Annotated in this window: 21 protein-coding genes, 1 tRNA gene and 1 other annotated feature; of the genes, 17 read left to right on the top strand and 5 right to left on the bottom strand. The window is 45.8% G+C overall.

All coding sequences use genetic code 11. The features are described 5' to 3' along the window. Positions 1-6 precede the first annotated feature (6 nt). The 4 genes from AOU00_RS03860 to AOU00_RS03845 all read left to right on the top strand — a co-directional run bounded on the left by AOU00_RS03860 (position 7) and on the right by AOU00_RS03845 (position 5,614). The gene (locus tag AOU00_RS03860; protein WP_069289980.1) at positions 7-789 is read left to right on the top strand and encodes a YlmH family RNA-binding protein; all 783 of its coding nucleotides are present in this window, start codon (positions 7-9) and stop codon (positions 787-789) included. A gap of 172 nt (positions 790-961) precedes the next feature. Next, positions 962-1,471 carry a DivIVA domain-containing protein gene (locus AOU00_RS03855; RefSeq protein WP_023989434.1) on the top strand — a complete coding sequence of 170 codons (510 nt, stop codon included), beginning with the start codon at positions 962-964 and terminating at the stop codon, positions 1,469-1,471. A gap of 162 nt (positions 1,472-1,633) precedes the next feature. After that, positions 1,634-1,913: a binding site (T-box leader), on the top strand. Positions 1,914-1,992: 79 nt separating this feature from the next. Continuing rightward, positions 1,993-5,082, top strand: a complete 3,090-nt coding sequence (gene ileS, locus AOU00_RS03850; protein WP_069289979.1) for an isoleucine--tRNA ligase — start codon at positions 1,993-1,995, stop codon at positions 5,080-5,082. Positions 5,083-5,266: 184 nt separating this feature from the next. Then, the gene (locus AOU00_RS03845) at positions 5,267-5,614 is read left to right on the top strand and encodes a DUF5665 domain-containing protein (RefSeq protein ID WP_069289978.1); all 348 of its coding nucleotides are present in this window, start codon (positions 5,267-5,269) and stop codon (positions 5,612-5,614) included. A 22-nt stretch (positions 5,615-5,636) separates the two neighbouring features. On the opposite strand, the gene AOU00_RS03840 is transcribed toward AOU00_RS03845, so the two are convergent. Then, positions 5,637-6,371: a TraR/DksA C4-type zinc finger protein gene (locus AOU00_RS03840; protein ID WP_069289977.1), complete on the bottom strand. Its 735-nt coding sequence runs from the start codon at positions 6,369-6,371 to the stop codon at positions 5,637-5,639. A 235-nt stretch (positions 6,372-6,606) separates the two neighbouring features. On the opposite strand from AOU00_RS03840, the gene lspA reads away from it, so the two are divergent. From lspA to AOU00_RS03790, 11 genes are all read left to right on the top strand, one after another. After that, positions 6,607-7,098 carry a signal peptidase II gene (lspA, locus tag AOU00_RS03835; protein ID WP_023989430.1) on the top strand — a complete coding sequence of 164 codons (492 nt, stop codon included), beginning with the start codon at positions 6,607-6,609 and terminating at the stop codon, positions 7,096-7,098. Position 7,099: 1 nt separating this feature from the next. Beyond that, entirely contained in the window at positions 7,100-8,071 is a 972-nt protein-coding gene (locus tag AOU00_RS03830) for an RluA family pseudouridine synthase (RefSeq protein WP_069289976.1), read from the top strand. 504 nt (positions 8,072-8,575) lie between these two features. Then, positions 8,576-9,142, top strand: coding sequence for a bifunctional pyr operon transcriptional regulator/uracil phosphoribosyltransferase PyrR (gene pyrR / locus AOU00_RS03825; RefSeq protein WP_023989428.1), 567 nt, complete (start codon positions 8,576-8,578; stop codon positions 9,140-9,142). After that, positions 9,139-10,053, top strand: a complete 915-nt coding sequence (locus AOU00_RS03820) for an aspartate carbamoyltransferase catalytic subunit (protein WP_069289975.1) — start codon at positions 9,139-9,141, stop codon at positions 10,051-10,053. The genes pyrR and AOU00_RS03820 overlap by 4 nt, the downstream gene beginning before the upstream one ends. Positions 10,054-10,111: 58 nt before the next feature. After that, positions 10,112-11,434: a dihydroorotase gene (locus tag AOU00_RS03815; protein ID WP_069289974.1), complete on the top strand. Its 1,323-nt coding sequence runs from the start codon at positions 10,112-10,114 to the stop codon at positions 11,432-11,434. A 62-nt stretch (positions 11,435-11,496) separates the two neighbouring features. Next, positions 11,497-12,633 (top strand): glutamine-hydrolyzing carbamoyl-phosphate synthase small subunit, encoded by a 1,137-nt coding sequence (gene carA, locus AOU00_RS03810; RefSeq protein WP_025718621.1) that lies wholly within the window; start codon positions 11,497-11,499, stop codon positions 12,631-12,633. 1 nt (position 12,634) lies between these two features. Beyond that, positions 12,635-15,850, top strand: coding sequence for a carbamoyl-phosphate synthase large subunit (gene carB / locus AOU00_RS03805; RefSeq protein WP_061828496.1), 3,216 nt, complete (start codon positions 12,635-12,637; stop codon positions 15,848-15,850). Between the two features lie 67 nt (positions 15,851-15,917). Continuing rightward, complete coding sequence (pyrF, locus tag AOU00_RS03800; protein WP_081112405.1) at positions 15,918-16,712, top strand: orotidine-5'-phosphate decarboxylase; 795 nt, start codon at positions 15,918-15,920, stop codon at positions 16,710-16,712. After that, a complete protein-coding gene (pyrE, locus tag AOU00_RS03795) occupies positions 16,709-17,350 on the top strand; it encodes an orotate phosphoribosyltransferase (RefSeq protein WP_061828494.1) in 642 nt (213 codons plus the stop codon). Before pyrF ends, pyrE begins: the two co-directional genes overlap by 4 nt. Before the next feature lie 146 nt (positions 17,351-17,496). Further along, a complete protein-coding gene (locus AOU00_RS26525; RefSeq protein ID WP_014282411.1) occupies positions 17,497-17,661 on the top strand; it encodes a hypothetical protein in 165 nt (54 codons plus the stop codon). A gap of 124 nt (positions 17,662-17,785) precedes the next feature. Continuing rightward, positions 17,786-17,859 (top strand) — tRNA-Ile (locus AOU00_RS03790). A 263-nt stretch (positions 17,860-18,122) separates the two neighbouring features. Here the strand turns inward: AOU00_RS03790 and AOU00_RS03785 are convergent. From AOU00_RS03785 to AOU00_RS03780, 3 genes are all read right to left on the bottom strand, one after another. Then, positions 18,123-18,926 (bottom strand): DUF4352 domain-containing protein, encoded by an 804-nt coding sequence (locus AOU00_RS03785; RefSeq protein WP_069289973.1) that lies wholly within the window; start codon positions 18,924-18,926, stop codon positions 18,123-18,125. A 420-nt stretch (positions 18,927-19,346) separates the two neighbouring features. Next, positions 19,347-19,475 (bottom strand): hypothetical protein, encoded by a 129-nt coding sequence (locus AOU00_RS27440; RefSeq protein ID WP_257785365.1) that lies wholly within the window; start codon positions 19,473-19,475, stop codon positions 19,347-19,349. A gap of 284 nt (positions 19,476-19,759) precedes the next feature. After that, on the bottom strand, positions 19,760-21,256 hold the full coding sequence (locus AOU00_RS03780; protein ID WP_069289972.1) for a GDSL-type esterase/lipase family protein: 1,497 nt from the start codon (positions 21,254-21,256) through the stop codon (positions 19,760-19,762). Positions 21,257-21,424: 168 nt separating this feature from the next. Between AOU00_RS03780 and AOU00_RS03775 the strand changes: the two genes are divergently transcribed. Next, on the top strand, positions 21,425-23,686 hold the full coding sequence (locus AOU00_RS03775) for a helix-turn-helix domain-containing protein (protein ID WP_069289971.1): 2,262 nt from the start codon (positions 21,425-21,427) through the stop codon (positions 23,684-23,686). Here AOU00_RS03775 and AOU00_RS03770 read toward each other — a convergent pair. Next, a complete protein-coding gene (locus AOU00_RS03770) occupies positions 23,683-24,582 on the bottom strand; it encodes a carbohydrate ABC transporter permease (RefSeq protein WP_013311057.1) in 900 nt (299 codons plus the stop codon). The two genes, AOU00_RS03775 and AOU00_RS03770, sit on opposite strands and share 4 nt — an antisense overlap. A 269-nt stretch (positions 24,583-24,851) precedes the next feature. Here AOU00_RS03770 and AOU00_RS03765 point away from each other — a divergent pair, with 269 nt between their 5' ends. After that, a complete protein-coding gene (locus tag AOU00_RS03765; protein WP_069289970.1) occupies positions 24,852-25,811 on the top strand; it encodes an ABC transporter permease in 960 nt (319 codons plus the stop codon). Positions 25,812-25,829 lie beyond the last annotated feature (18 nt).

Here is a 25,829-nt window from a genome sequence, read left to right as displayed (position 1 = left end):
GGAGTTATGCGAACTGAGATTTATGAGCATTTTCACCCGGATGAACGGGACTATGTGGATCGCGCTTCCGAATGGATCAGTCATGCGGGAGCTTATCATGAGCAGAAGCTGACTGATTTTTTGGACCCGCGCCAACAGTACATATTGGAGACACTTGCTTCGAAGGAAGACAAGGTCACGATTAGGGTAGATGGCGGATACATGGCTTCGGAACGAAAGCGGGCGCTTATTGCGCCCGATTATTCGTATTTGGACGGTGAGGAGATGGGGATTCAGGTCCTTTCCATCACATCTGACGATCATAAAATAGGTACCCTTGAGCACGGTGATTATCTAGGTGCCCTACTGGGGCTTGGAATCAAACGTGGGAAAATCGGGGACATTCATGTACTGGATGATGGGTGCCATGTATTGGTAGCTTCAGAGATTGGTGATTTTATGACGATGCATTTACAGCAGGTACATCGTGTTCATGTATGGACAGAACTGTTGCCTGTAGCGAGTCTGCGAACGAAGGAAGTTGCATTAGATGCGCTAGATCTGACGGTCGCTTCCTTGCGCCTGGACGGTATTGCCAGCGACGTGTACAAGCTAAGCCGAAGTAAAATATTAACACCGATTCGGGCGGGGCGGTGCCGGGTAAATTGGAAGGTGGAGGAGAATCCATCCACTCCACTTAAAGCGGGGGACGTTATTTCCATGCAGGGTTTTGGGCGTTTCAAAGTGCTTGAAACAGACGGGATGACAAAAAAGGGAAGATTCCGTGTCAAAATTGGTAAGTTTGTATAGCTGTAGGCAGGAATCACGAGCTTTCTGTCGAAAGAATTAAGCTATAGCGAAGAACTGGAACGATTTTGCTCTGTACAGTATTCACAAAACGGGGTATGATGACCGATAGATGATAGTGAGCGTCGTGACGCGGAAAATGTATTTTTTGTCAATCTTATAGGAGGTGGACGGCATGCCATTAACGCCATTGGATATACATAACAAGGAATTTGCCCGCCGGCTTCGCGGTTATGATGAGGATCAGGTTAATGAATTTTTGGATCAGGTGATCAAAGATTACGAGGGCGTTATTCGTGAAAATAAAGAACTGAGCACCGAGTTGTTGAACGTACAGGAGAAGCTCGATCATTTCGCGACGATTGAGGATACGCTGAGTAAGACGATTATCGTAGCGCAGGAAGCGGCTGATGAAGTTCGTAACAACGCCAAGAAAGAATCCCAACTGATCGTGAAGGAAGCGGAAAAAAATGCGGACCGTATTGTGAACGAAGCATTGTCCAAATCCCGCAAGATCGCGTTGGAGGTTGAAGAACTGAAGAAGCAGGCATCGATTTACCGAGCACGGTTTCGTACACTGGTGGAAGCACAGCTTGACTTGTTAAGCCAAGACGGCTGGGAAGCACTTGAAAACCGGGAACGCGAAGTACTGGAGCGCGAGCGTGAGATGAAAGAAATTTACTAATTTCATTTCTGACAAGCTTTTATTAGGCTTTGTTAGGGTTGACTTTTATCTTTAAACAGGCTATAACTGTAAATACTATACTGAATTCAATGATTATCCGTCTGTAGGCTGATGATTGTTATTCAAGGCAACGATGTTGCTGATTTCGATGAATTTAACATGTTTAATTCGTTGATGGGAACGAGTACGTCATGATTTGTCCCTCAGAGAGTTGGCCTTCCGGTGCAAGCCAACGTTCAGAACATGACCGAAGATCCTCCCGGAGAAGTGAGCTGAAGCGCTTAAGATTTATGGCGTGTGTAAGCAATCACCGTTTGCCATGCGTTATAATGGCGCCCTGCTGTAGTTGAGTGGGGCTCAGAGAGCCGTGATGAGACTGTATTTTTAATGGTCTGTTTTTACGGAATCAGGGTGGTAACGCGAGCACAGTCTCGTCCCTTTACAGGGATGGGGCTTTTTTTGTTGCTTTTTTTAGGAAATGCTAGAGAAATCAATGATGAGCAGAGAGGGAGTATGACAGTATGAACAGAGTGGATGTTAAAGAAAAAGCACGGTCTCGTGACCTACGCATCCTGAGCAAATGGAAGCAGGAGGACACATTCCGTAAATCCATCACAAATCGTGAAGGAAAGCCAAATTTTGTGTTTTATGAAGGCCCACCAACAGCTAACGGTAAACCGCATATCGGTCACGTGCTGGGCCGTGTAATTAAGGATTTCGTCGGTCGCTATCAGACAATGAAGGGATACCGCGTCGTACGTAAGGCAGGCTGGGACACGCATGGCTTGCCGGTAGAATTGGGTGTACAAAAGCAGCTGGGAATCTCCCACAAACCTGAAATTGAAGAATACGGTGTTGAAAAGTTTATTAAAAAATGTAAGGCGAGCGTGTTTGAGTATGAGCAACAATGGCGTGATTTAACCGAAGCGATCGGATATTGGACAGACCTCGATAACCCGTACATTACATTGGATAATAACTATATCGAGAGTGTATGGAACATTTTGGCGACGATTCATGAAAAAGATCTGCTGTATCGTGGTCATCGTGTGAGTCCATATTGCCCGGATTGTCAAACGACGCTAAGTTCTCATGAAGTAGCGCAGGGCTACAAAGATGTGAAGGATCTGAGCGCCACGGCCAAATTCAAGCTGCATAGCAGTGGTGAATATGTACTGGCTTGGACGACAACGCCTTGGACCTTGCCGAGTCACGTGGCGCTCGCCGTCAACCCTGAACTGGAATATGCACGTGTGAAGCAGGAAGACGGTGTATACATCGTTGCTAAAAATCTGGTTGAGGACGTAATTAAAGGCGATCATGAAGTGATTGGCACGCTATCCGGTTCAGAACTGGTTGGCCAAACGTATACCCCGCCATTTACGTATTTTCAGGTTGAGAAGGGTAATCAGATTCTGGGTGCGAAGTTCGTAACAGACTCCAGCGGTACAGGTATCGTTCATATGGCTCCAGCGCATGGTGAGGATGATTACCGGGTATGCCGTGAAAATGGTGTTGAATTCATCAACGTAGTGGATCTTCAAGGTAACTATGTAGAGGAAATCACTGATTTTGCAGGCCGTTTTGTGAAAGACTGTGATGTGGATATTGTTAAAATGCTGTCCGAAAAAGGTTTGCTGTACAGCAAGGAAAAATACGAGCATAGCTATCCGTTCTGCTGGCGCTGCGATACTCCATTATTGTACTATGCTATGGACAGCTGGTTTATCAAAACAACTGCGATTAAGGATCAACTGATTGCTAACAACAGCGAAGTCGAATGGTACCCGGGTCATATACGTGAAGGACGTTTCGGCAAGTTCTTGGAAGAACTGGTGGATTGGAACATCAGTCGCGATCGCTATTGGGGTACACCGCTAAACATCTGGGTTTGTGAAGAAACTGGAGAACAGTTCGCTCCGCATAGTATTGCTGAGTTGAGGGAACGTGCGATCGGCGACGTACCAGCGGATATCGAGCTGCACAAACCATATGTAGATGATATCAAGGTTCGTAGCCAATGCGGTAAATACGAAATGACTCGTACACCGGAAGTAATCGACGTATGGTTCGATAGCGGCTCCATGCCGTTTGCGCAGCATCATTATCCTTTTGAAAATAATGAAACGTTCGAGCAGCAATTTCCGGCAGATATGATCTGTGAAGGAATTGACCAGACTCGTGGCTGGTTCTATAGCTTGCTTGCGGTTTCGACTATGCTGACTGGCAAAGCTCCTTATAAAGCTGTCATGGCGACAGGCCATGTACTGGATGAGCAAGGGCAGAAAATGTCTAAATCCAAGGGCAATGTTATTGATCCGTGGGAAGTGATTGACGAGTACGGTACAGATGCTTTCCGTTGGGCATTGCTGTCCGATAGTGCACCATGGAATAGCAAACGTTTCTCCAAAGGCATTGTAGGCGAGGCTAAATCGAAGCTGGTCGATACGCTTGTCAATACACACGCTTTTCTGACCTTGTATGCGGATATCGACGGATTTGATCCGGCACAGCATCCGTTCAAACCATCGGCTCATAAGTTGGATCGTTGGATTTTGTCCCGTCTGAACAGCCTCATTTTGGTAGTGGACAAAGCGCTGGCTGTAAATGACTTCCTGAACTCATCTAAAGCAATTGAATCGTTTGTGGATGAGCTGAGCAACTGGTATATCCGTCGTTCACGCGACCGATTCTGGGGCAATGGTCTTACAGAAGATAAGCTGGATGCATACCGTACACTGACCGAAGTGCTGTTAACGACTGCCAAACTGCTTGCGCCGTTTACACCACTGCTTGCAGAGGATATTTACCTCAACCTAAGCAACGGGGAAAGTGTTCATCTGGATGATTATCCGACTGCCAATGAATCCTTGATCGATCCGGAACTGGAACGAGATATGGAAACGGCACGCCGTGTCGTCGAATTGGCGCGTAACGTCCGCAACGAAACGGGTTTGAAAACGCGTCAACCGTTGTCCGAGTTGATTCTGTCCATGGATCAGGATTTTGAACTGAGTGGCTATGAGGAAATCATCAAAGATGAGATTAACGTGAAGCATATTCATGTGGAGACGGACGATAGCGGCTTTGTAGATTTTACACTGAAACTGAATTTGAAAGTAGCAGGCAAGAAATACGGCAAAAATGTCGGTTTCCTACAAAACTTTTTCAAAGGAATGTCTGCTGAGGATACCCGTTCTGTTGTAGAAAAAGGAGTGTTAAACGTCGCTTCTCCAGAAGGTGAAGAACTGCAAGTTACGGCCGAAGAATTGCTGGTGGAGAAAAAAGCGAAAGAAGGCTTCGCTTCTGCTTCCGGTTATGGCTTAACGGTAGCGTTGAACACAGACATTACACCGGAGCTGGAGCAAGAGGGCTGGGTACGTGAAGTGGTTCGTGCGGTACAGGATTATCGTAAAAAACTGGATCTGCCGATTGAAAAGTATGTGGCGTTGACGTTGGATGTAGATAATGAGCTGCGTCTGGCCATCGAAAGCTTCGACTCTGTGTTGCGTGAGAACGTATTGGTTACTACTGTGACATTTGGTCAAGCCGAACCGGCAGAACATGTGGAAGTGAACGGTAAAACCATCGGCGTTCATATTGGGGAATAATTACAAGCCCCCTGTCCCATAATACAATAACAGGCAGCATATAAAAACGAGCCTAAGCATCGGAAACGGGTTTTCTCCGTTACGTGCTTCGGCTCGTTTGCTGCGTTCAGGGCAGCCATGGAAAAGGGGGATTGTGCATATGACGGCACGATCAAGGCGTAGACAGGGGAGGAGTCTCCGAGGGATGAACGGAGAAGGGGCTGCCATAGCCGCAGATAAAAGCAAAACAGGTAATCAGGCTGAACGATTAAGTCGTGTTGAAAAGCTGATACGTGCTGTGTCAGAGCAGATGGAACGGACACGTATTGCAGATTACGCTTTGCTGCTGAACAAGCCTTGGCGATTACTCTGGCTAAATCTAATATCAGGCGTTTCCCGGGGAATCGGCATCGCGCTAGGTTTTACTTTTTTTGCTGCTACCATTATTTATGTGCTGCAAGTGCTCGGAGCGTTGAATTTGCCGATTATCGGTGATTATATCGCTGATATTGTACGGATCGTACAGCGACAATTGGAGCTTACCACCTATTAGGCAGCGATCTCCACTTTGAAGTTCACGATTCGTCTTCGTGCGTATCCGGCTCCAGTAGACCTTCGCCCTCGCCATCTTCGATATAACGCTGATAAATGGAGCTGCGAATAACAGATACATTTTGTCCATAAATGTCAGTAGCAATAAAGCTTTCGTATGGCTCTACGAAGCCCATATTATCATCGCCTGCTTCAATTTCCATATCATCATAACTGTGGATTTCTCCACTTTCGGCCATGGCTGGTGTGTTAGAGGTACCCCAATTTTCGACGATCTGCCAAGCATCTTCACCGTCGAAGCCGTTTTGATCATCACGCTCATCCAGACTCGTTCTGCCGAACGAGGGAGCGAGAAATTCTTCCTCTACTGGGCGGCGGTTAGACACTTCTGTTTCGGGACTGTACTCTTTACAGTAAATGGTATAGGGAACAGCCAGTAGGCGCTCATAGGGAATGGGTTTACCGCTGGCGGCACAAATGCCATACGTGCCCTTTTCCATGGCCATCAGAGCTGATTCGATGCGTTCTAATTGGAATTCGTCGTGTTCTAGTAAGGAAATATCCTTGGCTCGCTCGTAGGTTTCGGTAGCCAGGTCTCCTGGGTGGTTATCAATAGGAGAAAGCTCGCCGGTTTGGTCGCGTTGGGAATCGCCGAGTCCGTAATGGTCGTTGTTTTGCAAACGATGCTCAATTTCTTTTTTGCGTTCCAGCAGTTCGTTACGCAAGCCCTGCAATTGTTGCTCCGTCAATGGGGACATGGAATCCTCTCCTTGTTCTAGGTTTACATGCGCATGCGTTGTGTCGAGTATGCTCCATGTAGTTTGCACCGGGAAGACCTCTTTTACATAGGAAATTCTAATCAAATGCGAAGGAGTTCATTTTATGAATGATCTGTACTTGAAGCTTGCGGGATTCGTGGACGATCTGAGAATGCTTATGCTACAATAAATGGGTTCAACAACGGATATAAGCGGATCGGAGTGACGAAGGACTGTGATTTATTTTGGTATTGCGCTAATTATTTTTTTGATTGATCAGGGAGTCAAATATTTGGTGGCTACGCGGATGGAATTGTACGAACAAATACCAGTCATCGGCAATTTCTTTTTAATCACCTCCCATCGAAATCGTGGAGCCGCTTTTGGGATTTTGGAAGGTCAACGTTGGCTTTTTATCGTGATTACAATTGTAGTGGTGATTGGTATCGTCTGGTACCTGCGAAAAACAGTCAAGGCTGGACAGAAGCTACTTCCTGTTGCGCTAAGTTTGGTGCTGGGGGGAGCAGTCGGTAACTTTTTGGATCGAGCTATTTCAGGGGAAGTAGTTGATTTTGCACAATTTAATTTTGGAAGCTATACGTTCCCCATTTTTAATGTGGCAGATTCGGCAATTGTCATCGGTGTAGCACTGATTATTTTGGATACATTGCTGGAATCGCGTCGGGAAAAAGGAAATGGCAATGATAGCATTGAAGGGAAGTCATAGCATGAGCGAAGTGAATGAAAACGGCGAAGCCGCAGGTCTGTCTTATGAGGACGAACTGGAGGGTGAATCTCTGGAATGGACGGCCGATTCCGGGGATGCCAAAACGCGTATAGACAAATATATCGCCGAAGAAATGAAGGAAGTGTCTCGTTCTCAGATACAGCTGTGGATCGGAAACGGTCGCGTGCTGGTGAACGGTACGGCGATCAAGGCGAACTACAAGCTGGCTGAAGGAGATCGTATTGTATTATCGGTACCGGAGCCAGAAAGTGTAGATATTGTACCGGAAAATATTCCGTTGGATGTCGTTTACGAGGACTCGGACGTTATTGTTATTAACAAGCAACGTGGTCTGGTCGTGCATCCTGCACCGGGACACTCTTCGGGAACATTGGTTAACGCACTGATGTACCACTGTCACGATCTTTCCGGCATCAACGGGGAATTACGTCCTGGTATTGTTCACCGTATTGATAAGGATACATCAGGACTGCTGATGGCGGCTAAAAATGATCAGGCTCACGCATCACTTGCAGCACAGCTTAAGGACCATAGTGTGACTCGGAAATATATCGCCTTAGTTCACGGTCATTTGAGCCACGATCAGGGAACGGTAGATGCTCCGATTGGCCGCGATTCCGGTGATCGTAAATTGTTCACAGTGACGGAACGTAACAGCAAGCATGCAGTCACCCATTTTCTCGTCATTGAACGGTTGGGGGATTATACCCTGCTTGAACTTCAATTGGAAACAGGACGCACACACCAAATTCGTGTTCACATGAAATTTATTGGACACCCATTGGTTGGCGACCCTATGTATGGGCGCAGCAAAGGGGTTCGTATGGATGGTCAGGCGCTGCATGCGGCGGTACTGGGCTTTAAGCATCCATCCACTGGAGAGTACATGGAATTCAACAGACCGATCCCTCCTGATATGGAGGATGTGTTAGCGTCCCTGCGTAGTCGCTAAAACAATGACAATTTGCATTCCTATTCACAAACCTGAATAAATTATTAAGTTAAACCGCCTAAATGGCGGTTTTTTTATTGTGGGATAAGGTATGGGTAAAAACAACTATGGATAATTATACAATGAAGTTGTATAATTATTAGAGTGCTTCCGGTGGTTCCGGTTGAACGGGTGTTGACACACGATTTTCAATCTGTCATACTTCTTGTAGTTGCGATGAACTTTGTCCAAGAGATGGCTAACCATCTCACACTATGAGAAGCAGGACAAAGGAAATCCTGAATAGCACCTTTAAATCAGTCCCGTGAGGCTGGCAAGGTAACGTGAATGGATCACTGATCAGTGCATCCGCTGCGGCGGTATGTCTTCAGTGTGTCCGAGAGATCGGAGAACAGTAGAAGACTGTTCACACGAGACTCCTTGCCAAACTTGGGCAAGGAGTCTTTTTTGTATCCGAACACGGGACCAGGTCTGAAGGGAACATCACCTGAGGAGGCTGGAAGCATGAGTCATGAAACACATGTACTGATGGATGAAATTGCGATTCGTCGGGCATTGACACGGATTGCACATGAAATTTTGGAGAAAAACAAAGGTATTGACGATTGTGTGCTAGTAGGTATTCGAACACGCGGAGTTCATCTGGCGCAACGCCTGGCTGAAAAAATTGCTGAGATTGAAGGCGCACCAATTCCATGGGGAGAGCTGGATGTCACAGCCTACCGGGATGACCGGAGCAGCGTAGCTGAAGCTAAAGGAAATGGAAAAGAGCTTTTGATGAATCCTGCTGACGTATCGGTTCATGATAAGAAAGTCATTCTCTTTGACGATGTGCTGTACACAGGCCGCACCATCCGCGCGGCGATGGATGCATTGATGCACTGCGGACGACCGCAAATGATTCAGCTGGCAGTGCTAGCAGATCGCGGACACCGTGAGCTTCCGATTCGTCCGGATTACATCGGCAAGAACATCCCGACCTCCAAATCTGAGGAAATCGTAGTAGCCCTTCAAGAGACGGACGGTAAGGACGAAGTGACAATCATTCAGAACCGGGGGGAACAGCTATGATCACAACAGCCAGTCAACTTAAAGAACGTAGCCTGCTCGGGTTAAAGGAACTTAGCCGAAATGAAATCGAGTCCATTCTGGATCGTGCTCATTATTGGGAATATCAACCAGAAAAACTGGTTCCAGTACTGCAATCACGCTTTGCGGCCAACATGTTTTTTGAAAACAGCACTCGCACCCGCTTTTCTTTTGAGATGGCAGAGAAGCGGCTGGGCGCTCAGGTTTTGAACTTTTCCGCTGCGGCTTCCAGTGTGGAAAAAGGGGAGTCCATTTACGATACAGTACGTACGCTCGAATCCATGGGCATTGATGCAGGAGTCATCCGGTTAAAGCCAGCCGGGGTGCTGCAAGAGCTTGCTGAGAAGGTCAGTGTTCCACTGGTTAATGCAGGGGACGGCAACAATGAGCATCCGACACAGGCTCTGCTGGACCTGTACACCATGCGCAAAACTTTCGGTGAGCTTAAAGGCTTGAGAGTATCCATCATAGGAGACATTCTGCACAGCCGTGTCGCTCGCTCGAATCTGTGGGCCTTGCAAAAATTCGGAGCCAAGGTTAGCTTCTGCGCTCCTGATAATATGCAAGCACCTGATCTTGCGGCGTACGCGCCTTATGTTCCGATGCAAGAGGCACTACAGGCGGACGTGGTCATGATGCTTCGGGTACAGCTGGAACGGCATGCCGAAGGGATGTTGCGCTCAGCGGATGAGTACCGAGAGCAGTACGGTTTGACAGAGAAAAGAGCAGCGAACCTGAAGCCCGGAACAATTATCATGCATCCAGCTCCAGTGAATCGGAACGTGGAAATTGATAGTGCGGTTGTGGAAAGCGAACAATCACGAATTTTTCCACAAATGGCAAACGGGGTTCCGATCCGCATGGCGGTTATGGAACGGGCAATGAAGCTGTAGAAACTGTCAGTAGGATCGTAGGAAAAGTTGCAGAAAACTGAGCGGAGGAATATTTCAGATGAAACAATTAATTATGAATGCAAGCGTATTGAACGAGCAGGGCGAGGCTGAATTGAAATCCATCCTAATCGCCGACGGAAAGATTTTGGCTATCGCAAATGCGGATGCTGGAGTTAGCCTACTTGTAGAAGAAGGGGCATCTGGACAGGAGCGCGAAGTCGAAAAAATCGACGCCCAGGGCAAGCTGGTCATCCCCGGTTTAATCGACATGCATGTGCATCTGAGAGAACCTGGCTTTGAATATAAAGAAACAATTGAAACGGGCAGCCGTGCGGCGGTGAAAGGCGGATTTACGACGATTGCCTGCATGCCAAACACACGTCCAGTGACGGACAATGTTGACACAGTCCAGCTGGTATTGAAAAAGGGACAGGAAGCCGGGTTTGCCAAGGTTCTTCCTTACGCAGCCATTACGAAAAACGAACTGGGTCGTGAGCTGACAGATTTTGAAGCGCTCAAAGCAGCAGGTGCAATCGGCTTTACTGACGATGGTGTCGGGGTGCAAAGCGCGCAAATGATGAAGGACGCCATGGCGCGGGCCAAAGCACTGGATATGCCGGTTATTGCACACTGTGAAGATAACACGCTTGTTGAAGGAGCGGCTGTGACGGACGGCGAATTTGCCAAGCGCCACGGACTTAAAGGCATTCCGAACGAATCCGAAGCCATTCACGTCGGACGAGACATTTTGTTATCCGAGGCAACCGGGGCACACTATCATGTATGCCATGTCAGCACAGAGCAGTCAGTGCGGTTAATCCGCCACGCGAAATCTTTTGGTATCAAGGTAACGGCTGAGGTATGCCCACACCACTTGGTATTGTCAGATGAGGACATCCCTGGGCTGGAGCCGAATTGGAAAATGAATCCTCCGCTCCGCTCCCCACGTGATGTGCAGGCATGCATCGAGGGACTGGAAGACGGTACGATTGACATCGTCGTAACCGACCATGCAGCGCACAGTGAGGAAGAGAAGGCAAGAGGGATGGAGCTGGCGCCATTCGGGATCGTTGGATTTGAGACGGCCTTCCCGCTGTTGTACACGAAATTCGTAGCTACCGGACAGTGGACGCTGGACTTTCTGGTGCGTCGTATGACTGCTGATCCAGCGCGTGTCTTCCGCCTGGATACGGGACGCCTGGAAGAAGGAGCTCCAGCCGACCTGACCATGATTGATCTGGAGCAGGAGCAGGCAGTTGATCCGCAAACGTTTGCCAGCAAAGGACGCAACACTCCTTTTACAGGCTGGAAGCTCAAAGGCTGGCCTGTAAAAACTTGGGTAGATGGCAAACTGGTATGGTCTGCTGACGAAGCAAAATAAATAGAAACCACTAAAAAAAATAGAACCTTATAGCAGGAAACAATATAGAGGAGTGAGACGGGATGCAGGCAAGATTGTTACTTCAGGACGGCACGCTGTTTACAGGCACATCATTTGGTGCGGAAGGTGATAAAACAGGCGAGGTCGTTTTCAACACAGGGATTACAGGCTATCAAGAGGTGCTTACTGATCCCTCTTACTGCGGACAAATCGTAACGATGACTTACCCGCTGATTGGCAACTATGGAATTACTCGTGATGACTTTGAATCGGTACGGCCTTATGTCCATGGCTTTGCTGTTAGACATTACGAGCCAGCGCCAAGTAACTGGCGTGCTCAATACAGCGTGGGCGATTTGCTGAAGGAATATGGCATCATTGGCATTAGCGACATCGACACCCGCATGCTTACCCGGATTATTCGCCATCACGGCACGATGAAGGGCATTTTGACGACTGGTTCCCAGCCGCTGGAAGAACTGAAAGAAATGATGTCTGACTTGACCATTGAAGAACTGCGCAATCAGGTTCCTATGACTTCCACACCTCATCCGTACAGCAGTCCTGGCAACGGAGAGCGGATCGTATTGATTGACTACGGTGCCAAAAGCGGCATTTTGCGCGAACTGAACAAACGGGACTGCGATGTAGTTGTCGTTCCACATGATACGACGGCTGAGGAAATTCGTCGCTTGGACCCGGACGGTATCCAGCTGTCTAACGGCCCTGGAGATCCAAAAGACGTACCCCATGCCGTTCGTACGGTAGCTGAACTGTTAGGGGAATATCCGATTTTCGGAATTTGCTTGGGACACCAGTTGTTCGCTTTAGCTTCGGGAGCGGATACGGAAAAGCTGAAATTCGGACATCGCGGTGGTAACCATCCGGTGAAAGAACTGGAGAGCGGACGCTGCTTTATCACATCACAAAATCACGGCTACACGGTGAATGAGGATTCGATCCAAGGTACTGAGCTTGAAGTGACACATATTAATAACAACGATAAAACGATTGAAGGTCTTAAACATACCAAGTATCCCGCGTTTTCGGTGCAATATCATCCAGAGGCTGCACCAGGACCTTACGATAATGGCTACCTGTTTGACCGCTTTCTGGACATGATCCGTGAGCACAAAAGAAATCATCCAAAGCAACCGCGTCAGGCTGCTATCGCCGCCGCAGTGAGAGGAGAGCGCTAATATGCCGAAAAATACAGAACTTAAAAAAATACTTGTGATCGGTTCCGGTCCTATCGTCATTGGTCAGGCAGCAGAATTTGATTACGCTGGTACACAAGCTTGTCAAGCGCTCAAAGAAGAAGGCGTCGAGGTAGTACTGATCAACAGTAATCCGGCAACCATCATGACAGACACCAACATGGCAGACAAAGTATACATCGAGCCGATTACACTTGATTTTGTAACACAGATTATCCGTCAAGAGCGTCCAGATGGGCTGCTTCCTACGCTGGGAGGACAGACAGGTCTGAATATGGCAGTGGAACTGGCTCGCGCCGGAGTGCTGGAGCGTGAAAACGTCAAGCTACTGGGAACTCAACTGAATTCGATAGAAAAAGCCGAAGATCGTGATCTGTTCCGTGATTTGATGCGCGAGTTGGAACAACCTGTACCGGAGAGTGTAATTGTAACAACCTTGGAAGAATCGTTAGAATTTGCCAACGAAATCGGTTATCCAATTATCGTTCGCCCGGCTTATACGCTAGGGGGAACAGGCGGTGGTATCTGTTCCACAGAAGAAGAACTGCGTGAAACCGTCAGCTCTGGCTTAAGATACAGTCCAATCGGACAATGTTTGGTGGAAAAGAGTATCGCAGGTATGAAGGAAGTCGAATATGAGGTCATGCGTGACGGCAATGATAACTGCATCGTTGTCTGTAATATGGAGAACTTTGATCCAGTCGGCGTGCATACTGGCGACAGTATCGTCGTAGCTCCGAGTCAGACGCTGTCAGATCGCGAATACCAGATGCTGCGCTCCGCTTCTCTGAAAATTATCCGCGCCCTCAATATCGAAGGCGGCTGTAATGTACAGTTTGCGCTTGATCCGCACAGCTATCAATACTATGTAATTGAAGTAAACCCGCGCGTAAGTCGCTCCTCGGCACTGGCTTCCAAGGCAACCGGATATCCGATTGCTAAAATGGCTGCCAAAATCGCACTGGGCTACACGTTGGATGAAATTGTGAATCCGGTAACGGGACAAACGTATGCTTGCTTTGAGCCAACACTGGATTACATCGTGAGCAAAATACCACGCTGGCCATTTGACAAATTCATTTCTGCCAACCGCAAGCTGGGCACGCAAATGAAAGCAACGGGTGAAGTCATGGCCATCGGACGCACATTCGAGGAATCCATCCATAAAGCGGTACGGTCGTTGGAAATCGGTGTACACCGTCTGCATCTTAAGGGAGCCGAACAGCTGTCTGATGACGTACTCCAGGATCGCCTGATTAAAGCAGATGATGAGCGGTTGTTCTTGGTAGCCGAGGCGTTCCGTCGCGGCTGGCAGCAGCAGGAGATTCAAGATTTGACGAAAATTGACTGGTGGTTCCTCGATAAGGTAGAGGGAATCGTCAAGTTCGAAGCCATCATCGCTGGAGAGTCTGAGCTGACCTCCGAAACACTCTATCAGGCCAAACGTAAAGGTTTTACTGACCGCTCGATCGCCGAGATTCGCAGTATGGGCCAAAACGACAGTATGATAACCGAGCGTGAGGTACGTGAATTCCGTCTAGCTCAAAACCTGCGTCCGGTCTACAAAATGGTAGATACGTGCGCAGCCGAGTTTGAAGCCACAACTCCGTACTACTACTCCTCTTACGAGGTGGAAAATGAAGTAATTCCATCTAGCAAAGAGAAAGTTATCGTACTCGGCTCTGGACCGATTCGGATCGGGCAAGGGATTGAATTTGATTACTCCACCGTACATGCGGTATGGGCTATTCAAAAAGCGGGCTACGAAGCAGTGATTATCAATAACAACCCGGAGACGGTATCTACGGACTTTAACACATCCGACCGCCTCTACTTTGAACCGCTCTTCTTCGAAGATGTCATGAATGTCATCGAGCAGGAAAAACCGATTGGGGTTATCGTCCAGTTCGGTGGTCAAACGGCCATTAATCTCGCAGCTCCGCTGAGTGCGGCAGGCGTGAATATTTTGGGTACGAGTCTGGAAAGTATTGATGAAGCGGAAGACCGGAAAAAGTTCGAGCAACTTTTGTCTCGTCTGGCTATCGCACAGCCTAAAGGCAACACGGTCACATCGGTAGATGAAGCAGTAGGAACCGCACAGGCGCTAGGCTATCCGGTCCTGGTACGACCATCCTACGTTTTGGGCGGGCGCGCTATGGAAATCGTGTACTCAGATACGGAATTGCTGCGGTACATGGAAGAAGCGGTTAAAATCAATCCAGAGCATCCGGTGCTCATCGACCGTTATATGCTGGGTAAAGAAGTTGAGGTCGACGCCATCTGCGACGGCGAGACAGTATTGGTACCAGGCATTATGGAGCATGTAGAACGGGCCGGGGTTCACTCAGGTGACTCTATCGCGGTGTATCCACCACAGCACTTGTCTGCCGAGTTGAAACAAAAAATTGTGGAAATTACAATCAGCATCGCTAAGGAATTGAAAACGATCGGTCTGGTAAATATCCAGTTTGTTATTCATCAAGACGAGGTGTACGTGATCGAGGTTAATCCTCGCTCCTCGCGGACAGTTCCTTTCTTGAGTAAAGTAACAAATATCCCAATGGCGAATCTGGCTACACAGGCTATTTTGGGCGGTAAGCTTAAAGATGCAGGTTATTCAGAAGGTCTATGGCCTGAAAGTAATTATGTCTCGGTTAAGGTTCCGGTATTCTCCTTTGCCAAACTACGCCGTGTAGAGCCGACGCTGGGCCCGGAAATGAAATCCACAGGTGAAGTTATGGGACGCGACATTCAGTATGCCAAAGCCCTGTACAAAGGACTTGTGGGGGCTGGTATGAAAATTCCATCCACTGGGGCGATCATCATTACAGTGGCGGATAAGGACAAGGAAGAAGCTGTCGAGTTGATGCAGGGCTTTTACAGACTGGGCTATAAAATTATTGCAACAGGTGGAACAGCGGCTGCTATGGAGCAAGCCAACATTCCAGTGAACACGATCAATAAGCTGAGCGAAGGGAACCCGAACATCCTGGATATGATCCGTACGGGTGAAGCCAACTTTGTCTTCAATACGCTGACCAAAGGCAAAACGCCAGAGCGTGATGGATTCCGTATCCGCCGTGAAGCAGTTGAGAATGGCATCGTCTGCATGACCTCATTGGATACAGTACGCGCTTTGCTAAGAATGCTGGAAACAATCAATTTCACATCCGAATCCATGCCAGTCCTGAGCAAATAATGCGTTACGAATAGATGTGAGGAAATAAGTAGCACAGGGAAGGACATTCATCAGCTTCGGCTGACGGATGTCCTTTATCACGGGCAAATGTACCCGAATTGACGTGAAAAGGGGATGTAGAACGGTGAATGGAGCATTTCAGCAGATGGCAGGACGGCTGATGGTTGCGTTAGATTATCCCAATGCACAACAGGCTGAGCAGTTAATTCGGCAGCTAGAGGGGATTCCTTGTTATATAAAAGTAGGTATGCAACTGTTTTATAGTGCAGGGCCAGCTTTTGTAGAACAGCTAAAGTCCAGAGGATACTCCGTATTTCTGGATTTGAAAATGCATGATATCCCTAACACGGTGCGGGGAGGGGCAGAGAGCATTACACGCCTAGGTGTGGATATGTTCAACGTACATGCTGCTGGGGGCGTTAATATGATGTCAGCCGCTAAAGCTGGTGCAGAAGCAGCTATTTCGGCAGACAGCTCGCTTTCCATGCCGCTCATTATTGCAGTCACACAGCTGACCAGCACGGATCAGATGACCATGAATAAGGAGTTAGGTATTCCTGGTACGGTACAGGATGCAGTGGTTCGTTACGCACAACTGACCCGTGAGGCGGGACTGGATGGTGTGGTAGCATCCCCTTTGGAAGTGCCTGCCATTCGTGCTGTGTGTGGAGCAGAATTTAAGACGATAACCCCTGGCATACGCCCGGCAGGTAGTGCTACAGGCGATCAATCACGTGTGCTTACTCCTGGACAAGCCATTGACCAAGGCAGCAGCTACATTGTCGTTGGACGTCCTATCACCGCAGCAGCAGACCCACGCGCCGCAGCGGAACACATTATTGAGGAGATGATACAAGTATGACTACATTGAATAGTATACCCGAGCAAATTGCATCCCATCTGTTACGTATTCAGGCGGTGGCATTGCGCCCGCAGCAGCCTTTTACATGGACATCGGGCATTAAATCGCCAATTTACTGCGACAATCGCCTGACCATGTCCTACCCGGAGGTACGCGAGCTGATCGCAGACTCATTTGCTGCCCTCATTCGTGAGCAATATCCCGAAACCGAAGTCATTGCAGGGACAGCTACAGCAGGGATTCCTCATGCGGCCTGGGTGGCGCAAAAGCTAAATCTGCCAATGGCCTATGTAAGGGACAAAGCTAAAGGACATGGGAAAGAGAACCAAATTGAAGGCCGCATCAGCCCAGGACAAAAGGTTATGGTCATCGAGGATCTCATTTCTACAGGAGGCAGCTCCATTAAAGCAGCACAGGCTGTAGCACAAGCAGGCGCTCAGCCGTTAGCGGTACTAGCCATTTTCAGCTACCAGCTAGACAAAGCGACTCAAGCTTTTGAAGAAGCAGGTGTGGAGCTGCAAAGCTTGTCCAATTATACAGCTCTGATGAATGTTGCCTTGCGTGAAGGAACCATTCAGGAAGAAGAGATGGAACTGCTGCGTTCTTGGCGTCAGGACCCGGCTTCCTTTGGCAAATAAGATGAGCTATAGGGGACAACAGAGCTAATGATTAGAACGATTCGTACTCGTTGTTAACTATTGTAGATTGTTATGGCTCGGGCCGTGTAAATCGAATTCGATCCGGTTACACTACTCCTACCATCATGTGAAAAGAGGGAGCTCGGATGTATTGGATTTACTATGGCAGACTGTACACGACTAAATTTCAGGCAGGATGTCTGGCAAAAAGGTTGGAGCACGACGGCTGGATGTATGGCTACAATGATCCCCGCGCAGTGGAGGTGTACCGCTCGCGCAAAGGTCGTTATGGTGTCCGATTTATTCCGTAAGTCCATAAAAATAATTTTATAAAAGAAAATTTTCGAAAGACTATTGACGAAACACAAGAAAATGTTGTATATTAATTAACGTTGCTGTTATGAATATGTAACGTGAATATACAAATTTTTTTGAGGGCCCTTAGCTCAGTTGGTTAGAGCGGTCGGCTCATAACCGATTGGTCGGGGGTTCGAGTCCCTCAGGGCCCATTTCCTCAAAAACCCTTGCGTAGCAAGGGTTTTTTTGTTGTTTATAGAGGGTGAGAAAATGGAGGGGAATAGCCCCTTTATTAGGGAGCGATTATAATTTGCAGCGAACCTTCTCTTTCTTCACTTTTTCTAAATGTGATTTAATTTTTTTAATCTTTCATTGCCATGAAGAATGCCCCCTTAGAATATATTAAACTACCCAGTGTTGATCAATATCTATTCTAGGGGATGCAATCTATAGGCTAGGAGAAGCTCCCAAAAGGCTATTTTTTTGAGATTTTAAACTTGAACGGATTATATTCAATGGAAAAATCCTCCGCAGACCCCTTTGCAATTAAGGTTAAGTCCGTAGAAGAGTCAACTTTTGAGAATGTCAGAATTCCTTCTGTCTTCATACCAGGTAGTATTTCAGACTGTAACGCAGGATAAGTATAACTTACACTATCAGTCGTTGGTTCGTATTGTTTGTTTCCTTGAACCAATTTAGTATAAAAGTCATAATAATTTATCGTGTTTTTAGATTTGTTTTCGATTGCCATATAAATCCGTGTTTCCTCTTCAGCAAACTCGACTTTTTGAAGAGTCATGATATAGCCCTTTTGTTTTATTGACTTATTTACTTCTATAGTGCTCAATGTAGGATCAATAAACATAGATTTTTCTATTTTATTTGCCGAGATGGCAGGAGCTGAGGTGTAGGTGCCGTAGGTCGTTCTATAGCGATATTTATCAATGACAGTACCGGTTACGTGGATAAAATCATTCTCTTTTGCATTAGAGAAGCTGGAAAAACTATTGCCGTAGACAAAAGTGTTTTTTTCATTATTTTTCGGATCAGCATTTACTTGAACATAAATCCCATCTCTATCCTCCTTAGGACCATTAGTGATTTGTCCATAAAAATCAATAGAGCGGTCTTCAAACTGATCAGCATTGACGTACATTTGTTCAAATTCTTCTTTAGATAATAATGAATGATCTTTACTTGATGATACTCCACATGCTGTTAATCCCATTATAAAAATAATAAAAGCACACAAAAGAGAGAAAAAAGCTTTATTTTTCATGAACCCAATATCCTCCAGCATAAAAATATAGTAGCAATAGTCTATCAGAACTAGATCTATTTTTCTATAAATATTTACAAATAACTAATTTCACTATTTTTTCTCACGTTTTTACCGAAATTTATTATGCCTGGCTACAATCAAGCCTTCATTTTTTACTTTGTGCAGCAGTTTCCATTGTTTGGTTTGCCACAATCGTATTATTGTTGAGTTATGTAAGGAAATGGTTAATGTCTCCGAGAGTACAAAATGTTATTGATAAAGCTACGGGCTTCGTTTTAATTGGATTCGGTTTAAACATGATCTTTAGAGTTCAAAGAACAGGACATTGAATAGCTATGAGAATGGGTTGACATCAGCCCGTCCATAAAAATAGCACTGCCCCAATAAACGGACAGTGCTATTTTTACCGTTTTTATCTTAAGATACCTTAACAGTGTATACCATTCTCAATTTACCGTTGCCGCCGTAAATCTCAACTCTTGCATTCGTTGCAGTAGTGGTGGTTACCACCCCGGAAGCGGAGACGGTGACATTTCCGCTCGCCACTTTATAAGTATCCCCTGGGTAATTTGACAACGCATAGGAATAATTACGTGGCAACGTAGCCGTTCTGTAGTATACTCCGTTAACTTCTACGACAGGCGTAATTACCGGAGAAGGGCCTACAGATGCGGACGCGCTAGGGACGATAATACTCCCAATAAGTCTTTACTGTACTTTTGAACTATTCTCCTATCTGTATAGTCTTTGATCCACACGGAATAAAAAACGGACGTCAGAGTGATTAGCTCCAAGTCCGTTTTGTGTTTGTATCTATTTAGTTCTTGATATCAGTTTACAAGTTGGTGTGCAAGCTTCTCATCGCTGTCTAGATTCCTTTCTACGATACGCTGTTTTAATGCAGACAGTTCCGCACAATGACGAATTGCTTCCGCTACAAGCTGGGCGACCTGTTTGGCTCCTTCGTCAGAAAAATGGGTATTATCTGTTACACCAGCGGGGTAATTAGGATGCGCTTTTTCAGGCAAATGCATAAATAGCTGCTGTGACTCTTTTTCACCCATTGAACGATAAAGCTGCTGAGAAGCTTCAAAAATATCGAGCAGGGGTGTCTTGGTTTCCGCGGCTACTTTTCTCATGGCAGCAGGATAGGCTCCTACAGCCAACGGATCAGGTTCACCGTCTGCGGTGAACCTGCGGCGGCTTACAGAGGTCAATAGCACTGGAATTCCACCACGCTCCCGAGCGGACTGAATGTATTGAATTAAGTTTTGACGATACTCTCCATCAGGATCGGTATAGCGAGTGGGGTCTTCTTGTTTCTCATCGTTGTGTCCAAATTGAATAAACAGATAATCTCCAGCTTGAATATCTTTTTCAATATCAGCTAACCGGCCTTCTGCTATAAAAGATTTGGTGCTTCGTCCATTGACAGCACGATTGTCCACATGAACAGACGGTGCCAAGTAGCTTTGCAAGTGTTCACCCCAGCCTGTCATCGGTTTTTCGGTAGCCCCTTTTTGAGCTGCAGTGGAGTCCCCGGCGATAAACAGTCGAGTTGTCATCTGTTGCCTTGCCTGAGCATATCCATGTTTTTGAAGCCAGGTTTCCGCCAGATCAAGCCATTGATGACATTCATGATTGTCCTCTGACAGTCCCAAGCCGTGTCGCCCTTCCTCAAATACATGCAGTTCAAACGGAATATGTTCTCTGGATAATGAAAAAGCGAACAACAGACTATTTTCTACTGGTACAGCGCCATCATTAGCTGTAGTCCACATCAAAGTTTGAGGTGTCTGTGAAGTTACTTGCTGATCGGATGAAAAGGCTTGAACCTGCTCCAGCGTCGGCTCTTCCCCTAAAAAATGTGTGCGGCTTCCGATATGTGTATAAGGCTCATGAAATGAAATTACAGGGTATCCCAACAACAGAAGATCTGGCTTTACTGCCCCTATAGTGGAGACTATGGAGGCCAAGTGACCGCCTGCTGAAAAACCGATGAGTCCCACTTGATCAGGAATGACTAGCCAGTCATGCGGTGTTTGGCGAATCCATTGCAGAGCATGTTCTACATCCTCCAACAAAGAAGTAATCTCGAAATCGCCGACTTGATACTCCAGCACACCCGCATGAATACCTAGATCATTCAACCACCGGGCTATAGGCTCTCCTTCATGTGAGGCCAAATGCTCGTAGCCACCGCCAGGTAATACCAATATAAAAGGACGAGCTTCACGAACTGCTACGGGATATAGGAAGAGAAAAGAAGTGTCTGACGGAAATTCTTCTTTTATAATCGGTTCTTTAGGACTAACAACATGTAACATAAGTAACTCCTCCAAAATTCTTTTTAACTGCCGCAAACCAAACAAAATCGACTTAAATTGGAATGATACGGATGTAAAAAATAATGCACACGTGAAAAAAATGATTTAAACCTTGTTATGAAAGCGCTATAATTTTGTTGTGATGCAAAGAGCCAGAGGGGGAGCGCAATGAAAAAAGGAAGAATGTTCTACACTATTTTTATTACGATTCTGGTTTTGGGAGTAGGATTGGTGGCCAGTTTTGGCAGCTACATCTATTTTACAACAATTAGCTCCGTTGTGGAGAGAGTTTCCAATACCAAGCAAAGCTACATGGCACAGATCAGAAATAGCCTGGAGCAGAAAATTCAAACGATTGAATATGCTTTTAATACGTATAGCACGACCAGTTCCTTTAATGATGTTGTGAAAAATCCCATTACAGAAAAAGATTTTATAGCGTATCGGAATGTGAATACTCAGCTCAATTATATTGCTACGATGGGATTAGAAGGAACGGAATATTCACTAATCAGTCTGGATCAGAATTGGAGAATCTCCAATGGTAGCCTGTCCTATTTGACGAAAACGGAACGAGAAAAGCTGATTAGTACCTATATCGACCACCAAGAGAAGGGGCTATTCTGGGTTAAAACAGATAAAGGAATTCGTTTTGTGAATACCTTGCCTGTATTCTCTAAGAAGAAGCAAGCCATTGCTTTGTCGGATATTTCGCTGCAAACGTTAAATCATACGATTCAAACCGAGGATCATATGGCTGTTTTTATTTTGAATAAACAAGGCGATTTAATGTATGAAACCCAGCCTGCTGAACAATTATTGTCCACCCAGCAACTTCAGCACATTTCAGAAGCTACAGTGAAGCCGAACAACACAGGTATGTTAACTTTGGAGAAAACGGATCAGCAGCCTGCACGACAAGTCATTTACGCCAAATCTGCCTATAACAATTGGACTTACTTAACGGTATTGGATAAGAAAGAAATTGCGGATGCCTTTCAAACGACCAAATTTGGGATCATTATGATGGGACTTGTATTAACGCTCTTAATGGTGGTGGTGGCGTACTTCATTGCCATTTACTTTACCAAGCCATTTCAGCAAATAAAACGAAGCTTGCCTAAAAACCCTAATTTCGCTTTCAAAAATGAACCTTCTAAAAATGAAATTGAATGGATTATTAATTCCATCGACAACATTGTAACCGAGAAGGAAAGCTTGGAAAGTCTCATTCAGTCCGAAATGCCACAGTTGGAAACCCAATTGATTCTCAACCTGTTCCGCAAACGTATTTCTGCAGAGGAATTGGCACGAAAAATGCCACGCTTGGGTTATCCGCAGATCGAGAATCAAATGTATATTACCTTGTTAGTCCAATTGGATAATCTGGGAGATCGAGATCCCTCGGATAAAGACGTTTTGCTGCTGGCTATTAACAAAATCGTAGAAGAAACGATTCCAGAGCAGCAGCGAATGCTTCCCATCATTTTGAACGATAACACTCAGGCCACCATATTAATTTTGACAGGTAAGAGCGAACAGGAAATGAGAAAGCAAGTCCTAGATGATGCGACCCTTTTAGTTCGAAACGTAAAAGAGTATTTGAATGTATCCATCAGCATCGGCATTAGTACGGTGTATGATAACTTATTAGAAAGTAAAGAAGCCTGTGAGATGAGCAAGCAAGCTTTGCATCACCGTTTAAATTTAGGCAAAGAGTCGATTATTTTTTATGAAGATATTTCCATGGTCATTTCAGGTCCGGTGCTGCTTCATTATCCTACGGAATTGGAATCGAAACTGTTTGATGCCATCCGAATAGGGGACGAAGAGCAGGTATATCATACCGTGCACTCTTTATTGGAGGAAATGATGATAAAAAATAATCATTCCATGAACTTTGAAGTGCTGTTGGTACGGTTTGTGAATAACCTCATCCAATTGGAGCAGCTATTAGGGATTGAAGTGCTGCTGACGCAAGACAATCATGCCTTGTATCATCGTTTGCTGGACATCCGTAACCCGGAAGAGATAGAACGTATGCTAATAGAGCAAGTTATTTTCCCCATGGTTAAAAGCATGAAGGAGAAGACCAACCAGCAATTCCGCTGTCTCTCGGAGAAAATTGCTGCTATTATCCGTGCTGAATATGACCAGGAATTATCATTAGAACTCATTGGAGACCGACTCCATTACAATCCGAATTATTTAAGCAGTATTTTCAAAAAAGAATACGGAACGACGTTTAGTGAATATCTAATGGGCTACCGTTTACAAATGGGCAAAAAGTGGCTCGTTGAGACAGATATGACGATTAAAGAAATCGCCGAGCGACTGCAATATCATAATTCACAAAACTTTATCCGCTCTTTTCGGAAAAAGGAACAGGTTACACCGGGAGCTTACCGAAAGATGAAGCAAGCCAATTAGCCTTTAACCGCGCCTAACAAAGCTCCTTTGACAAAGTGCTTTTGCACAAATGGATACACGATTAACATCGGAACGGTCGCAATGACAATGACCGCCATCTTAATCGTCTGCGCAGGCGGGATGACATCTACAGCAGTTCCTTCTGCCTGCATACCACTGGAAACGATTACAATTTGTCGTAGCAAGACTTGAATCGGCCATTTGGCAGAATCATTGATATAGAGAATGGCGTGCATATACGTATTCCAGTAGGCAACAGCGTAGAATAGAGAGATGGTTGCAATAGAAGGCAGGGCTAATGGCAACATAATTTTAAAGAAGATACCAAAATCGTTGCACCCGTCCATCTTGGCTGATTCCTCCAGATCATCCGGCAGCGCTTGAAAAAAGTTACGCATGATAATCAGGTTAAACGCATTAATGGCCACGGGAAGAATCAAGGACCAGTACGAATTGATAAGCCCCATGCTTTTTACAACCAGGAATGTCGGAATCATCCCCCCACTAAACAACATAGAAAACACGACAATGAAGTTAATCGTATTGCGGCCTAGTAGATATCTTCGGGATAATCCATAAGCCATAAAAGCAGTAAATATCATACTTACAACTGTACCGACGATCGTTACTCCGACCGAAACCCCAAGGCCTCTAAAAATGGTGGGAGTCGACAGAATATAGCGGTAGGCATCTAAGGAAAAAGTAACTGGGAATAAAATGAACTTCTTGGCTATCACTTCTTCGGTTGAGGCAAAAGAGCTGGCGATGATATTCAAAAAAGGTAAGAGACAAGTGAGGGCAATGAGAATCAATAGTGTACTGTTTACAATGTTGAAAATACGGCTGCCTAGCGATTCTTTTTTTCGTAATTTTTGTTTTCGTAATGGCTGTGTCAATGTGGTTGACCTCCTCGTAATCGTTTACATGTCAACTTTATCAAGAGGAAAGAATTCCGTATATAATCAAATCTTGAGGTGTTCTCTAATCATGGAAATAAGCGGATGCTCATTAGGTTGTGTTGTAATCATTAGCTAAGGTGATAAGGTTGAAAAGTAGGCTGCACACTCAGTTTTGTAAACGCTATCATTTGATGATTATATGCGGAATGCCGAAAATCGCATACTCTTGAAAACGTATACAGGAACGTTTGAAGGAGGTCGAACTAATGAAAGTTTCAAGTGTCCCCGCACCAAACATGAAAATGAAAAAGAACAAAAGAACGACGGAAAGCCTTTTACGAATGCAGAAACACAAGTTGCTCTATTTAATGGTTTTACCCGGACTGGTGTACTTCATTATTTTTAAGTACTTTCCTATGGGAGGATTGGTGATTGCATTTCAGGATTATCAAGCTTTTCAGGGAATCACAGGTAGTCCATGGGTAGGAATGAAGCATTTTATTCGTTTATTTACCGAGCCCACGTTTTTTATGCTGCTTCGCAATACGCTGTTTTTGTTTGCGCTGAACATTGTAATCTTTTTTCCATTGCCCATCATTTTGGCACTCATGCTGAACGAGGTTAGGAAGATGTTTTTTAAAAACATTATTCAAACCATTATCTACATCCCGCACTTTATGTCATGGGTTATCATTGTTTCGATTTCTTATGTATTCCTAACCGTAGATGGTGGGGTGCTGAATGAAATGATTGCCGCGCTAGGCGGTGAGAAGATCAGCTTCTTAACTTCTCCCCAATGGCTGCGAACCGTCTACATCGGGCAAGTGATTTGGAAGGAACTCGGCTGGTCTACCATCATTTATTTATCTGCGATTACAGTGGTAGATACGCAATTGTATGAGGCAGCAGAGATGGACGGAGCTGGACGCCTGAGAAAGACATGGCACGTTACCTTGCCTGCGATCCGCCCAGTCATTATTACATTGTTAATTTTGAAAATCGGTAGCACGTTGGATTTGGGCTTTGAGCATATGTATCTGTTATTGAACTCATTAAATCGCGAGGTTGCCGAAATCTTTGACACCTACATTTATACTGCGGGCTTAAAGAATGGACAATTAAGTTTCAGTACGACGGTAGGACTTTTTAAAGGTGTGGTAGGTTTAATCCTGATTATGGGCTCCAATCGACTGGCCAAGAAATTTGGTGAAGACGGCGTTTACTAATGACGACGGGAAGGATGC

Source organism: Paenibacillus polymyxa, assembly GCF_001719045.1.
In the GTDB taxonomy this organism is placed as follows: Bacteria; Bacillota; Bacilli; order Paenibacillales; family Paenibacillaceae; genus Paenibacillus; species Paenibacillus polymyxa_B.
This window is presented reverse-complemented; position numbering and strand designations above follow the sequence as displayed.